Here is a 14,166-nt window from a genome sequence, read left to right as displayed (position 1 = left end):
CACGGTGCTCGTCGAACCGGCGGGGCGGAGCTCCGACGGCGGTGGCGCGGCCCGGGGCGCGCTCCCCCGTGCGGTGGAGGCGGATCATCATGCGGTACGACGTGCCGGGCCGGGCGGTGCGGGAGATTCGCAGCATGACGACGTCGGCCCCCGCCCCGCCCGAATCCCGCGTTCCGCCGCCTCCGAGCTGGGCTGTGCGGGCCGCCCATGTCGCGGCCTGGTCGACCGTCCCTTCCGGGGTGTGGCGCGTGGCGCTCGTGCTGGGAGTGCCGGTCGGGGTGATGGAGCGGGACGAGTTCCTCGCCGCCTCGCTGGGAGCGTTCGCGGTCATGGTCCTGTGGTGGGTGCTCTTCTTCGGAGGACTGCTGACCTCTCCGAGTCCGGATCCCGGCATCTCCGTCGGCGAAGTCCTCTTCGTCGCCGCCTACGGCCCCCTCCTGTTGCGGGGCCCCTTCCTGGCGGCGGTGACCTGGTCCTACCACCGACGGCACAAGGCTTGCGCGTGAAGGTGAGGCAGTGGACCGAAGGGGGCACCATGGCCAGGGTCACGGATCTGATCTGCTACCCCGTCAAGGGATGTGCGGGTACGTCGGTGAGCGAGGCGGTCCTGACGCCCGCGGGCCTCGCGCATGACCGCAGCTTCATGGTCATCAGCGAGGGCGGGGTCTTCCGCACACAGCGCCGGCACCCCCGTCTCGCCCTGATCCGGCCCACCGTCAGCGCCGACGGGTCCCGCCTCGTACTCGGTACGGGCGGACACGGCTCGGTGAGCCTCGAAGTGACGACGTCCGCGCCGCGCCGTGACGTCGATCTGTTCGGTACGACGTTCCAGGGCATCGACCAGGGGGAAGACGTCGCCATCTGGCTCTCGGAGGTCCTCGGCTCCCCCAGCCGTCTCGTGCGCGTGCCGCCGGAGCACGACCGGATCGCCGAGGGTTTGGTCTCCGGCCCGTCCGGATACGCCGACAGCAGCGCCGTGCACCTGCTGTCCGTCGCCTCCCTCGACCTCCTCAACCGGCGGATGGCCGAGCGGGGCGCCCCGCCCCTGCCGATGGACCGGTTCCGCCCGAACATCGTGGTCGACGGCGGCTGGGCGGGCGAACCGCACGCCGAGGACCGCGCGCGCCGCCTCATCATCGGTGGCGCCGAGCTGGGTTACGCCAAACCCGCCGTGCGCTGCGCCGTCACCCTGGTCGCGCAGGAGGCCGGGGCGCGGCGGGGTCCGGAGCCCCTGCGCACCCTCGCCGGCTACCGGCGGGCGGCGAGCGGAGGCGTCGTGTTCGGCGCGAAGTCTGCCGTGGTCGCGCCGGGGAAGCTGTCGGCGGGCGACGAGGTGGCCGTCACGGAGTGGGGCGAAGCCGAGCTCTGAGGGCGGGCGCCCCGGATATCTCGGCGCCCCCGGACATCTCGGCACCCCGGACATCTCGGCGTTCCGGACCACTCACATGTGGGCCACAGCCTCAGCACATGGCCGTGACAGCGGGGTTGGCGACTGTCGATGGCATGCGAACAGAGACTCCTTGGAGCACCTTGCCGGCCCGGGACCACCTCCTCGCCGGCGTGGGCGGTGCGGCGGGTGCGCCCGTGCTCGACGTGGTGGTACCCGTCTACAACGAGGAGAAGGACCTCGAACCGTGTGTGCTGCGGCTGCACGAGCACCTGGCCCGCACGTTCCCGTACGCCTTCCGGATCACCGTCGCCGACAACGCCAGCACCGACCGGACGCCCGAGGTGGCGGAGCGGCTGGCGCGGTCGCTGCCGGGGGTGCGGTCCTTCCGGCTGGAGGAGAAGGGGCGCGGGAGGGCGCTGCGTACCGTCTGGACGCACTCGGACGCGCCGGTCCTCGCGTACATGGACGTCGATCTGTCCACCGACCTCAACGCACTGCTCCCGCTGGTGGCGCCGCTGATATCCGGGCACTCCGACCTCGCTATCGGCTCGCGGCTCGCGCGGAGTTCGCGGGTGGTGCGGGGGACGAAGCGGGAGTTCATCTCACGGTCCTACAACATCATCCTGCGTTCGTCGCTGGCCGCGCGGTTCAGTGACGCGCAGTGCGGGTTCAAGGCGATCCGGCGGGAGGTCGCGCAGCGGCTGCTGCCGATGGTGGAGGACACCGGCTGGTTCTTCGACACCGAGATGCTGGTGCTCGCCGAACGGGCCGGGCTGCGCATCCACGAGGTGCCCGTCGACTGGGTGGACGACCCCGACTCCACGGTCCACATCGTCCGGACCGCCACCGAGGACCTGAAGGGCGTGTGGCGGGTGGGGCGGGCGCTGGCCGTCGGCGCGCTGCCGCTGGACCGGCTGGCGCGGCCCTTCGGGGACGATCCGCGCGACCGGGCGATCGGCGGGGTGCCGGGCGGACTGGCCCGGCAGCTCGTCGGATTCTGCGTCGTGGGCGCCCTGTCCACGCTGTTCTACCTGGCGCTGTACTCCCTCTTCCGGCTCGGCGCCGGGCCCCAGCTCGCCAACGGGGCCGCGCTGCTCGTCTCGGCCGTCGCCAACACCGCCGCCAACCGGAGACTCACCTTCGGGGTACGTGGCCGGGGCGGCGCGGTCCGTCACCAGGCGCAGGGCCTCGTGGTCTTCGCCATCGGGCTCGCCCTGACCGGCGGTTCGCTGGCGGCCCTGGGCGCGGCCTCCGGCTCGCCCTCCCACAGCACCGAACTCGCGGTGCTCATCGCGGCGAACCTCGCGGCGACGGTGCTGCGCTTCCTGCTCTTCCGCGCGTGGGTCTTCCCGGACCGGGAGCGGGGAAACGCGATGACGGCCCTCGCACCGGCCGCGCCCTTCCCGGCCGCCGGCCAGGGAAACCCCGCGCACTACGCCACGCCCCCCGCCGCCGTTCCCGCGCCCCCCACCGCCGAAACCGTCCCCGACCCGAGGAACGTCCGATGACCACGCTCGACCCCGCCTACGCTCCGGCCGCCCGGCCGGACACGCCCCCGGGGCACGCACGGCCCGGTGCCTCCCTGCCCCGCCGGATCTGGCGCGGCCGGGCCGAGGACGCGCCCTGGGTGCGCCCCGCCTTCCTGGCCCTGCTGCTCGTCATCGCGCTGGCGTACCTCTGGAACCTCAGCGCCTCCGGCTACGCCAACTCCTTCTACTCCGCCGCCGTACAGGCCGGAAGCCGCAGCTGGAAGGCGTTCTTCTTCGGCTCGCTCGACGCGGCCAACGCCATCACCGTCGACAAGCCGCCGGCCACCCTGTGGCCCATGGCCCTGTCGGTGCGGGTCTTCGGGCTCAGCTCCTGGGCGATCCTCGCGCCGCAGGTGGTGATGGCCGCCGCGACGGCCGGAGTGCTGTACGCGGCCGTGCGCCGCCGGTTCAGTGCCGCCGCCGGGCTCATCACCATGGCGGTGTTCGCGCTGACGCCCGTCGCCGCGCTGATGTTCCGCTTCAACAACCCGGACGCGCTGCTCGCACTGCTGATGACGGCCACCGTCTACTGCGTGCTGCGCGCGATGGAGAAGGGCCGCACGAAGTGGCTGGTGTGGGCGGGCGTCGCGGTGGGAATCGCGTTCCTGTCGAAGACCCTCCAGGCGTTCCTGATCCTGCCGCCGCTGGCCGTGCTGTACGCGGTGTTCGCGCCGGTCCCCGTACGCAGGAGGTTCGGGCAGCTCGGTCTGTCCGCGCTCGCCATGGTCGTCGCGGGCGGCTGGTGGGTGGCGGCCGTCGAACTGTGGCCCGCATCCTCACGCCCGTACATCGGCGGTTCGCAGAACAACTCGTTCCTTGAGCTGACCTTCGGCTACAACGGGCTCGGCCGGATCAACGGCGAGGAGACCGGCAGCGTCGGCGGTGGAGGCGGCGGAGGCGGCGGAGGCGGCCGGGGCGGCGGCGGCCAGTGGGGCGAGACCGGCATCGGCCGGATGTTCAACTCCGAGGTGGGCGCCCAGATCTCCTGGCTGCTGCCCGCCGCCCTGATCCTGCTCGTCGCCGGAATCTGGCTGACCTGGCGCGCGAAGAGGACGGACACCGCACGGGCGGCGTTCCTCGCGTGGGGCAGTTCGCTGCTGATGACGGCCGCCGTGTTCAGCTTCATGGCCGGGATCTTCCACCAGTACTACACGGTGGCCCTGGCCCCCTATCTGGCCGCGCTGATCGGCATGGGCGTCACGGTCCTGTGGGAGGAGCGGGCCCGCTGGTGGGCCGGCGCCGTGCTCGCGGGGACCGTCGCGGTGACGGCGTACTGGGCGTACGTCCTCCTGGGCCGCACCCCGGACTACCTGCCGTGGCTGCGGACGGCGGTGCTCGTCACCGGGCTCGTGGCGGCGGTGGGCCTGCTGCTCGCGTCCCGGCTCGGGCGCCAACTGGCTCTGGTCGTGGTGGTGCTGGGCTTCGCCGCGTCGCTCGCCGGGCCGGCCGCGTACACCGTGAGCACCCTGAACACGGGCCACCAGGGCTCCATCGTCACCGCCGGTCCTTCCTCGGGCGGCATGGGCGGCGGGCCCGGCGGCGGTGGCGGCCGAGGCGGTGGCCCGGGCGGCGGTGGGATGCCCCCGGGCCAGGGCGGCACCAACCAGCAGGGCGCGGGCCAACGGGGCGCAGGCATGGGCCAACCGCCCACCGGAAACCCGCCCGGCCAAGGGACGGGTCAGGGCACAGGCCGGAACCAGGCCCAACCCCCCACCCAGAACGGCACCACCCAGAACGGCCGTCGCGGCACCCCGCCCACCATGGGCGAACGCGGCGGAGCCGGCGGCATGGGCGGCCTCCTCAACGGCGCGTCCGTCGGCTCCGAGGCCAAGGCGTTCCTGGAGAGGAACGCCGGCGACTACACCTGGGCCGCCGCGGCCATCGGCTCCCAGAACGCCGCGAGCTACCAACTCGCCACCGAGGAGCCCGTCATGGCGATCGGCGGCTTCAACGGAAGCGACCCGTCCCCGACCCTCGCGCAGTTCAAGAAGTACGTCGAGGACGGCCGCATCCACTACTTCGTCTCGGGCGGCGGCATGGGCGGAGGCGGTGGCACGGGCGGCAGCGGCAGCGGCACCGCCTCGCAGATCTCCTCCTGGGTGGAGAAGAACTTCAAGGAGGTGACAGCGGGCAGCGCCACCTTCTACGACCTCACCCAGCCGACGACGGAGGACTGACGACGGACAGCTGACCGATTCCCGAGGTCAGCGCCGCAGCAACAGATCGGCCACGACCGGGCGGTGGTCCGAGGCGAGCGTCTCCTCGGCCACCGCCGCGCGGCGTACCCGCACGGTGTCCTTCGAAACGGCCACATAGTCGATCCGCTGCACCGGATTCTGCGCCGGGTACGTCGGCCCGCCCGGCTCGATGTCGGTCAGCTCCTTCCACAGCGGCGCCAGCTCCGGAGCGGTCGGCGGCGCGTTGAAGTCGCCGAGCAGGATCTGCCGCACCGGACGCCGCTCGTGGGCCTGGTCCTCCGCCATGATGCGCCGGGTGTCCGCGACCTGGGCGACACGGACGGACGGGTCGCCCCGGTAGTCGAGATGCGTCGCGTACACGTGGACCGGCAGCCCGCGCACCTTCAGCACCACCTCGCCGAAGCCGGGCGCGGGCGCCGGGGCCGGGTTCGGGTCCTGCGTGGAGAGCCGGGTCAGGTCGTGGTTCTCGGCGCTCACGATCCGGTACCGGGACAGCACGGCGACGCCGAACTCCCGCCGGGGGCCGCCCTCCTCCACGGGGTCGAGGCTGTAGATCGGCGCGAAGGAGACGTGCATCCGCAGCCGCCGGCCCAGCTCGGCCGCCAGGTCCCGCCACTCGCTCCGGTCGCCCCAGCGGACGTCCACCTCCTGGAGCCCGATCACATCCGCGTCCAGGGCGCGCAGCGCGGCCACCTGCCGGTCGAGATCGAAGACGTTGTCCATGCCGGCCCCGGCATGGATGTTGTACGTGGCGACACGCAGCGGGACCGACTGCCCGGGCCCCCGCCCGTGCCCCGCCGCCGTCGCGGGAGGCGCGAGCGCCGCCCCCAACAACCCCGCGGCCAACAGGACTTCCACCGTGCGACGACGCAGTGACATATCACTCCAGCTTCCGGGGCAGGTCGTATCCGATGCGGCGACCGGCACCGTACCCACGAGAAGACACTTGTACGCCCCATCCACCGCGATCCCCGGCCGCCCGGCCGCGACCGCGGCATAGCATCGGGCGGGACCTGCCGGACCGTACGCCTCCGTTTCACGGGCAGGCGGTACACGGACGGTCCGTCCGTCCCGCCGGCGAGACGAGGGAGTGCGCCATGGTGTCCGCGGCCGACCGCGTGAAGAACCCTGTCCGGTCCAGCGTGTGGCTGGAGACCCGGCAGCCCGCGCGTTCCCGCCGCACGGACCAGCCGGCCGGGCTCGACCGGGAGCGGATCACCGCGGCCTCGGTCCGGCTGCTGGACGCCGAGGGCCTGGCGAGGTTCTCCATGCGCCGGCTGGCCGCCGAACTGAACGTGACGGCCATGTCCCTGTACTGGTACGTGGACACCAAGGACGACCTGCTGGAACTGGCCCTCGACGCGGTCTACAGCGAGATCGCGCCGCCGCCCGCCGCCCCCTGGCAGGACCGGTTGCGCGCGGTGGCGGCGGCGTACCGGGGGCTGCTGGTACGGCACGTCTGGGTCTCGCCGCTCGCGGGCCGCTTCCTCAACCTCGGCCCGCACGCACTGCTGGTGACCCGCACCGTGCGGGACGTCATCCGGGCGACCGGGCTGCCTCCGGAGAGCCACGGCGGGGCGCTGTCGGCGGTCTTCCAGTTCGTGTACGGATTCGGCACGGCCGAGGGCCGGTTCGCGCGGCGCAGCGCGGAGGCGGGGCTCAGCCAGGACGAGTACGTCCGGCAGGCGAGGGCGGCGATCCAGGAGCAGCCCCGGCTCGACGGCTTCGTGGAGGACTCGCCGGGCCTGATGGCGGCGCGCGGCGGGGCCACCGTGGAGGAGACCCGCGAGCGCGACTTCGCCGTCGCGCTGGACCTGCTGATCGCGGGGATCGACGCGATGCGGGAACGCGCCCGCCAAGGGCTCAGTAGCCCCGCCCCGTGTCCACCCTGAGCGCCGGTACCCGCCCCTCCGCCACCTCCCGCAGGCACGCCGCGAAGTCCGTGACGATGTCCTCGTCCGCCGTGATCCCCGCGGAGTGCGAGGTGACGACCGTACGCGGCAGCCGCCAGCACGCGTCCCCGGGCGCCGCCGGCTCGTCGGCCAGCACATCGAGCACCGCCCGCCCCACCGCCCCGGAGCGCAACGCCCCCTCCAGCGCCCCCGTATCCACCGTCGCGCCCCGCCCCACATTGAGGAACGTCGCCCCGCCCATCGCCGCGAACCGGTCCGCCCCGAAGTAGCCGGTGGTCGCCCCGGTCAGCGGGAGCGCGGCGACCACCCAGCGGGCGGCGACCGGTTCGTCCGCCGGGACCACCGCGTCGAAGCCGGGCGGCACCGGGCGCGGGGTGCGGGCGGCGGCCACGGTCCGGATGCCGCAGGCCCGGAGCAGCGTGGCGACGGCGGAGCCGATGCGGCCGATGCCGTGCACCACGGCGGTCTGCCCGGCGACGAGTTCGGAGTCGATGCGGCGCCACTCGGCGCGGGCGTGCTGGGCGGCGAACTCCGGCACGGACTGGCACTCCGCGAGCACCCAGCCCAGCACGTACTGCGCGATCCGCTCGCCCATCCGGCCCACGGTCCGGGTCAGCAGCACGCCGTCCGGCCAGGGCCCGGACCGCAGCAGGGCGTCCGTACCCGCGTTGACGCTGTGGAACCAGACCAGGTCCGCCCCGCGCACCGCGTCGGGCAGCGAGGCACCCACGTACACGAAGGGGCCCTCGACGGGGCCGCGTTCGACGGTGCGCCCGGTGGCCGCCGTCAGGCCGCGCGCGGCGGCCTCGCCGACCTCGGGCCCGGCGACGATCCGGGCCCGGTCGAGCAGGGCGGGGGAGATCACGGGGCGAGGTGGGCCGGGAAGCCGCCGGTGGCGACGGGGCCCCAGCGCTCCGGGGTGATCCGGATGATCGACTTCCCCTGCTTCACCATCGCCGCCCGGTACTCGTCCCAGTCCGGGTGCTCGCCGGAGATGTTCCGGAAGTACTCCACCAGCGGCTCGACCGAGTCCGGCACGTCGAGGACCTCGGCCGAGCCGTCGATCTGGACCCAGGGCCCGTTCCAGTCGTCGGACAGCACGATCACGCTGACCCGCGCGTCGCGCTTGGCGTTACGGGTCTTGGCGCGCTCGGGGTACGTGGAGACCACGATCCGGCCCGCGTCGTCCACGCCGCAGGTGAGCGGGGAGCCCTGGGGGCGGCCGTCGGCCCGGGTGGTCAGCAGGATCGCCCGGTGCCGGGGCCGTACGAAGTCCAGCAGTGCGTCGAGTTCCACGGCGGTGTTCGTTGCGATGTTGGGTGCCATGGAACCGACCCTACGGCGGCGGACTGTCAGACAGCGGGCAGGGAATCGCCCTGCACGGCCTGGATGTCGAGCTCGACGCGGAGCGTGGTGCCGATCGCCGCGATGCCCGCCTGGACCACCTGGTTGTAGTTCATGGCGAAGTCCTCGCGGCGCAGTTCGGCGGTCGCGCTGAACGCCGCGCGCACCCCGCCCCACGGGTCGGGGCCGGTGCCGAGGTAGCTCAGGTCGAGGTCGACGGGCCGCCGCACGCCGCGCATGGTCAGCTCGCCGTGCACGGTCCAGCGGTCGGGCCCGGCCGGGGTCAGCCCGTTGGAGCGGTAGGTGATCTCCGGGAACCGGTCGGCGTCCAGGAAGTCGGGGGAGCGCAGGTGCTTGTCCCGCATGCCGTTGCCGGTGTCGATGCTCGCCGCGTCGATGACCGCCTCGACCCGGGAGCTCTGGACGTCCTCGGAGATCTCGATGCGCCCGCCGAACGCGGTGAACCGGCCGTGCACGCTGGAGATCCCGAGGTGCTGGGCGACCGCGCCCACCGAGGAGTGCGCCGGGTCCAGTGACCAGGCGCCCGGCGGCGGCAGCTCCACGCCGCCCTGGCGGCTGAGTACCACCGTGCCCGCCTCGACCGTGCCGCTCGCCGTGACGAGGGCGGTGGAGGCGGCGGGGGCGTACCCGACCGCCGTCACGATCACCGTGTACGCGCCCGCGGACAGCGGGGTGTCGGCCCGTACCGCCCCGGCCTCGTCGGCGGCGGCGCGCAGCACCTGGGTGCCGGTCATGTCGGTGACCGTCACGACCGCGTGCTGCACGGCCCAGCCGTCCCGCGTCCGTACCTGTGCGCGAAGTCCCATCCCGTTCTCTCTCCTTGCTCATGACCCGTCGTCCGTCCACCGGACCGGGTCATTCAATGAGTCGGGCCCCGGGGCGGGGACGGCAGGCCGTCCCCTGCCTGCCGTCCCCGCCGCCGGGGCCCATTTCCACCGGCCGGTGCGGCACCTCCGCTCGAAAAGCGCCGCCCCCGCCAGGGGTCTTGTACGGGCCCGGGATCTACCCCGGACCGCGTGGGCTACTCGCCCGGGTGGACGAGCTCGATGTCGTGGCCGTCGGCCCCGTGACCGGCCACCGTCAGGGCACCGGCCACCGGCGGGTAGCCCGTCGCGATGACCGTGTACTCGCCCGCGTCCAGGTCGGCGAAGGCGTACGCCCCGTCCTCCCCGGTGGTCGAGTTGGCGATCACGTTGCCGGCCGCGTCGACCAGCGTGACCCGGGCGTCGGGCAGCGGGCGGCGGCTCGCACCGGCCCGCACGACGCCCTGGACCAGCGCACCGGCCCGGAGCGCGACGTCGACCCGGGTGACCCCCTGGCCGCCGATGTCGACCGGCAGGGCCAGCGGGCGGAAGCCGGCCGCGTTGACCGCGACGGTCACCGCGCCGGGGACCAGCTCGCCGAAGGCGAAGTCGCCCGTCTCGGCGGACTTGCCGGTGGCCAGGACGTCGCCACGCACATCGGTGACGATGACCATGGCGTCCGCGACCGGCGTACCGGTCTCGGCGGCACGCACGGTGCCGGCCAGGCCGCTCGTCCCCGCGAGGAGGATGTCGTACGCCAGCGGCTCGTCGCCGACGACCACGGTGGACGCCTGCGGCTGGAAGCCGTCGGCGGACGCGATCAGGACGTACGAACCGGCGCCCGGGGCGGCCAGCGCGTAGCTCCCGTCGGCCTGCGCCGCGGCGATGCCCAGCTGCCGGCCGCCGAGCGAGATCAGCGTGACGGCCGCCCGGGCCACGGGCGCGCCCTCGGCACCCCGGACCACACCGCGGACGGGGGTGCCGCCCTTGCCGAAGTCCACGGGGGCCTCGGCCTCGGCGACGGAAGCCACCTCGGTGGTGTCGACGGCGGTGACCCCGGCGGCGCCCTCGGCGACCGCCTCGGTGACGGAGTCGGCGGGCGCGTCGGCCTGTGCCGGGGCGTCGTTGCCGGCCCGGGTCCTGAGCGCGACCTCCTTGATGAAGATCGTGATCAGGAAGGCGAGCAGCGCGGCCGGAGCGGCGTACAGGAAGACGTCACCGACGCCGTGCCCGTAGGCGGCCTCCATGATCGTGCGGAACGGGGCGGGCAGCTTGTCCAGGTCGGGGATGCCCCCGCCGCCGGTGCCGCCGTGGCCCAGGGCCGCGCCCTGCGGACCGAGGTCCGCGAGGCCGTCCTTGACGTAGTGGGTGACGCGGTTCGCCATGACGGCGCCCAGCGCGGAGACGCCGATCGCACCACCGAGGGAACGGAAGAAGGTGACGACGGAGCTGGCCGAACCGAGGTCCTTCGGGTCCACCTGGTTCTGCGTGGCGAGCACCAGGTTCTGCATCATCATGCCGATGCCGAGACCCATCACGAACATGAAGATCGCGATGTGCCAGTACGTCGTGTCGTAACGGATCGTGCCGAGCATGCCGAGACCGGCGGTGAGCAGGAAGCCACCGCTGACCAGCCATGCCTTCCAGCGGCCGGTCTTGGTGATGATCTGACCGGACAGCGTCGAGGAGAGGAACAGACCACCGATCATCGGGATGGTCATCACGCCGGACATCGTCGGCGACTTGCCGCGCGCCAGCTGGAAGTACTGGCTGAAGAAGACGGTGCCGGAGAACATCGCGATACCGACGAACAGCGAGGCGAGCGAGGCCAGCGTGATGGTCCGGTTGCGGAAGAGCCGCAGCGGGATGATCGGCTCGCTGGCGCGGGACTCGGTGAAGACGAAGAGCAGCGCGAGGACCACGGAGCCCGCGAGCATCACACCGGTCTGCCAGGACATCCAGTCGTACTTGTCGCCCGCGAAGGTCACCCAGAGGAGCAGCAGCGAGACGGCGGCGCTGATGAGGAAGGCGCCGGTCCAGTCGACCTTGACCTGGCGCTTGACGACCGGGAGCTTCAGGGTCTTCTGGAGCACGATGAGGGCGATGGCCGCGAACGGCACACCCACGTAGAAGCACCAGCGCCAGCCCATCCAGCTGGTGTCGGTGATGACGCCGCCGAGCAGCGGGCCGCCGACGGTGGCGACGGCGAAGACCGCGCCGAGGTAACCGCTGTAACGGCCGCGCTCGCGCGGGGCGATCATGGCGGCCATGACGATCTGGGCCAGGGCGGAGAGACCGCCGACGCCGATGCCCTGCACCACACGGCAGACGATCAGCATTCCGGCGCTGGTCGAGAGCCCGGCGACGACCGAGCCGCCGACGTAGATGATCAGGGCTATCTGGACCAGCAGCTTCTTGCTGAACAGGTCGGCGAGCTTCCCCCACAGCGGGGTGGTCGCCGTCATCGCCAGCAGCGAGGCGGTGACGACCCAGGTGTACGCGCTCTGGCCGCCGCCCAGGTCGGAGATGATCTCCGGCAGGGCGTTGGTGACGACGGTGGACGACAGGATCGCGACGAACATGCCGAGCAGCAGCCCGGTCAGTGCTTCCATGATCTGCCGGTGTGTCATCGGCGTGCCGTCGGAGGCGTCGTGGCCCCCGTGCTTGGCGTGGCCGCCCCGCACACCGGTTGGTGTGGTCGTAGCCATGTAAGTCCTTGTCTTTGCTTCTGTTACGCGGGTGTACGGGTGTACGAGCCGTCATGGCTGTCGGCCCGGCGGGAGCGGCAGTCGCCGCTGTGCTTTCCGGAGGCGCACCCTCCGGTGCCGCGACAGGAGAAGCTGTCGCGCAGCCGGGCCAGCAACGTGTTGAGCTGTCCGACCTCGTCGTCGGACCAATCCTGAAGATGGCAGGCGAACATCTCGGTCGACCGGCGGTAGAGGTCCTCCAGCACCCCTTCTCCCGCGGGGGTCAGCCGCAGGATGCGGGAGCGCTTGTCCGCCGGGTCCGGGAACCGTTCGATCCAGCCCCGTTCCGCCACGTGGGCGACGTGCCGGCTGGTCACCGACATGTCGACCGCGAGGAGCTCGGCCAGCCGGCTGATCCGCATCTCCCCGTGCCGGCTCAGCAGAGTCAGCACGGCGGCGGAACCAGCGGGGCATTCGGCGGGCAGGATGCGGGCGAGACCTCGCTTGACGGCCCCGATGGCACTCAGCTGCCGGGCCAGTTCTTCGTACTGACTCCGTGCGGCCACGGGACCCCCCAGACAATCTCGCCGGTCATCTTGTTGCTTAGGGCAACCATAGAAGCCGTTGGTTGCTGCAGGCAAACGAAAAGGGGCTTGCTGGAGTAAAGGAACGCAAAAGGCTGCGCCGGGTTCTGGTCAAACCCCCAGTGTCTGCGGTAGAGGAGGGGGAGATGTGGTACGCGCCACACCGGTGGTGGATCGGCGGGCGGCGCCCGGGGGTTGGGCCGTTCGCCCGAGTTCGCTAGGGTCCTGCGACATGGCACACAATCCCCACGCACCGCAGGGTCCCGAGGGTTCCTACGACCCGGCCGGCAACACCCAGATGTTCCGCGCCTTCGTCGACGAGGGCGAGCCGCAGCGCGCGCAGCAGCCCGCCGCCGTCTCCTCCGGTCCGAGGACCGGACTGATCGCCGGAATCGTCGCGGTGGTCATCGTGCTCGGCGCGGTCGCCTGGCTCGCGCTCGGCTGACCGACCCGTTACGCGCCCCTGCCCGCATCCGTCTTCGCGCCGCTCCCTCACCGATCCGCCGGGGGGCGGCGCTTCGGTTTGCGGCCGCCGCCGTACGGGAACGCGCACCGGCCGCCGAGGAAGCCCCGGCGGCCGGCGGTGAAGCGTGTCCGGACTCAGTCCGCGATGAGCCCTTCCCTGAGCTGGGCGAGCGTACGCGTCAGCAGGCGGGAGACGTGCATCTGCGAGATGCCCACCTCCTCGCCGATCTGCGACTGGGTCATGTTGGCGAAGAACCGCAGCATGATGATCTGGCGCTCGCGCGGCGGGAGCTTGGCCAGCAGCGGCTTGAGCGATTCGCGGTACTCGACGCCTTCCAGCGCCGTGTCCTCGTAACCCAGCCGGTCGGCCAGAGAGCCCTCGCCGCCGTCGTCCTCGGGGGCGGGCGAGTCCAGCGACGAGGCGGTGTAGGCGTTGCCCACGGCCAGACCGTCGACCACCTCCTCCTCGGAGACCCCGAGCGCCTTGGCCAGCTCCGGCACCGTCGGCGAGCGGTCGAGCTTCTGCGCGAGCTCGTCGCTGGTCCGGGTGAGGGCGAGCCGGAGCTCCTGGAGCCGGCGCGGCACCCGCACCGACCACGAGGTGTCGCGGAAGAAGCGCTTGATCTCGCCCACGACGGTCGGCATCGCGAACGTCGGGAACTCCACGCCCCGCTCGCAGTCGAAGCGGTCGATCGCCTTGATCAGGCCGATCGTGCCGACCTGGACGATGTCCTCCATCGGTTCGTTACGGCTCCGGAACCGCGCCGCCGCGTACCGCACGAGGGGCAGGTTGAGCTCGATGAGTGTGTCCCGCACATAGGCACGCTCCGGGCTGTCGGTCCCACCGGGGCCCGGGGCGGGGCCCAGGGCGGCGAGCCGCAGGAACAGGGAGCGGGAGAGCGTGCGGGTGTCGATGGCTTCCGGCGAGCTGGTGAGCGCAACGGGTGCCGGCTCGCTCTTTTCGAGCGTGAGCACCTTCGAGCTGCCCTGTTCTTCGGACATGCCACCCCCTTGAGGTCGCGGACGGTCGCGGTGGCCACGACCATCGGAGGAACGCAGCCTCCACCTGAATACCGGAGGCGGGGCTGCGGCAAACTCACTTCCCGCAGAATGTCACATGTCGGCAACGCGCTGTAGTGACTTGTCGACAAGTCCAGGGGGAGTCTGCGCAGTTAACAAGGGGTGTGGGGCTTTTGGACCCCGGGAAACGCCCCGGGAACGGTCTACCCGTT

At 72.4% G+C, this 14,166-nt stretch carries 13 protein-coding genes; 6 read left to right on the top strand and 7 right to left on the bottom strand.

Annotated elements, in window-relative coordinates; translation table 11 throughout:
• Nucleotides 1–134: 134 nt before the first annotated feature.
• From OG867_RS15320 to OG867_RS15305, 4 genes are all read left to right on the top strand, one after another.
• Nucleotides 135–506: a hypothetical protein gene (locus OG867_RS15320; protein WP_406285858.1), complete on the top strand. Its 372-nt coding sequence runs from the start codon at nt 135–137 to the stop codon at nt 504–506.
• A 29-nt stretch (nt 507–535) separates the two neighbouring features.
• The gene (locus OG867_RS15315) at nt 536–1,369 is read left to right on the top strand and encodes an MOSC domain-containing protein (RefSeq protein ID WP_406285857.1); all 834 of its coding nucleotides are present in this window, start codon (nt 536–538) and stop codon (nt 1,367–1,369) included.
• Nucleotides 1,370–1,503: 134 nt separating this feature from the next.
• Nucleotides 1,504–2,898, top strand: a complete 1,395-nt coding sequence (locus tag OG867_RS15310) for a glycosyltransferase (protein ID WP_406285855.1) — start codon at nt 1,504–1,506, stop codon at nt 2,896–2,898.
• Nucleotides 2,895–5,096: an ArnT family glycosyltransferase gene (locus OG867_RS15305; protein ID WP_406285853.1), complete on the top strand. Its 2,202-nt coding sequence runs from the start codon at nt 2,895–2,897 to the stop codon at nt 5,094–5,096. Before OG867_RS15310 ends, OG867_RS15305 begins: the two co-directional genes overlap by 4 nt.
• Nucleotides 5,097–5,123: 27 nt before the next feature.
• Here OG867_RS15305 and OG867_RS15300 read toward each other — a convergent pair whose 3' ends face one another.
• Nucleotides 5,124–5,996, bottom strand: coding sequence for an endonuclease/exonuclease/phosphatase family protein (locus OG867_RS15300; RefSeq protein WP_406285851.1), 873 nt, complete (start codon nt 5,994–5,996; stop codon nt 5,124–5,126).
• Between the two features lie 218 nt (nt 5,997–6,214).
• Here OG867_RS15300 and OG867_RS15295 point away from each other — a divergent pair, with 218 nt between their 5' ends.
• Nucleotides 6,215–7,009, top strand: coding sequence for a TetR/AcrR family transcriptional regulator (locus OG867_RS15295; protein ID WP_406285849.1), 795 nt, complete (start codon nt 6,215–6,217; stop codon nt 7,007–7,009).
• Here OG867_RS15295 and OG867_RS15290 read toward each other — a convergent pair.
• The 5 genes from OG867_RS15290 to OG867_RS15270 all read right to left on the bottom strand — a co-directional run bounded on the left by OG867_RS15290 (nt 6,981) and on the right by OG867_RS15270 (nt 12,451).
• Nucleotides 6,981–7,895: an NAD(P)-dependent oxidoreductase gene (locus tag OG867_RS15290; protein ID WP_406285846.1), complete on the bottom strand. Its 915-nt coding sequence runs from the start codon at nt 7,893–7,895 to the stop codon at nt 6,981–6,983. The genes OG867_RS15295 and OG867_RS15290 overlap by 29 nt on opposite strands.
• On the bottom strand, nt 7,892–8,356 hold the full coding sequence (locus OG867_RS15285; protein ID WP_406285844.1) for a PPOX class F420-dependent oxidoreductase: 465 nt from the start codon (nt 8,354–8,356) through the stop codon (nt 7,892–7,894). The genes OG867_RS15290 and OG867_RS15285 overlap by 4 nt, the downstream gene beginning before the upstream one ends.
• Before the next feature lie 26 nt (nt 8,357–8,382).
• The gene (locus OG867_RS15280; RefSeq protein WP_406285841.1) at nt 8,383–9,201 is read right to left on the bottom strand and encodes a YceI family protein; all 819 of its coding nucleotides are present in this window, start codon (nt 9,199–9,201) and stop codon (nt 8,383–8,385) included.
• Between the two features lie 215 nt (nt 9,202–9,416).
• On the bottom strand, nt 9,417–11,906 hold the full coding sequence (locus OG867_RS15275) for an MFS transporter (protein WP_328901254.1): 2,490 nt from the start codon (nt 11,904–11,906) through the stop codon (nt 9,417–9,419).
• A gap of 23 nt (nt 11,907–11,929) precedes the next feature.
• Nucleotides 11,930–12,451, bottom strand: a complete 522-nt coding sequence (locus tag OG867_RS15270) for a MarR family transcriptional regulator (RefSeq protein ID WP_328901255.1) — start codon at nt 12,449–12,451, stop codon at nt 11,930–11,932.
• A 250-nt stretch (nt 12,452–12,701) separates the two neighbouring features.
• On the opposite strand from OG867_RS15270, the gene OG867_RS15265 reads away from it, so the two are divergent.
• The gene (locus tag OG867_RS15265) at nt 12,702–12,914 is read left to right on the top strand and encodes a hypothetical protein (RefSeq protein WP_328901256.1); all 213 of its coding nucleotides are present in this window, start codon (nt 12,702–12,704) and stop codon (nt 12,912–12,914) included.
• 155 nt (nt 12,915–13,069) lie between these two features.
• On the opposite strand, the gene OG867_RS15260 is transcribed toward OG867_RS15265, so the two are convergent.
• Nucleotides 13,070–13,936: an RNA polymerase sigma factor SigF gene (locus OG867_RS15260; RefSeq protein ID WP_328901257.1), complete on the bottom strand. Its 867-nt coding sequence runs from the start codon at nt 13,934–13,936 to the stop codon at nt 13,070–13,072.
• Nucleotides 13,937–14,166: the final 230 nt, after the last annotated feature.

This window comes from Streptomyces sp. NBC_00209 (assembly GCF_045206345.1).
GTDB lineage: Bacteria > Actinomycetota > Actinomycetes > Streptomycetales > Streptomycetaceae > Streptomyces.
Note: the sequence above shows the minus strand (reverse complement) of the source record. Positions and strands in the feature narration are given on the sequence as shown.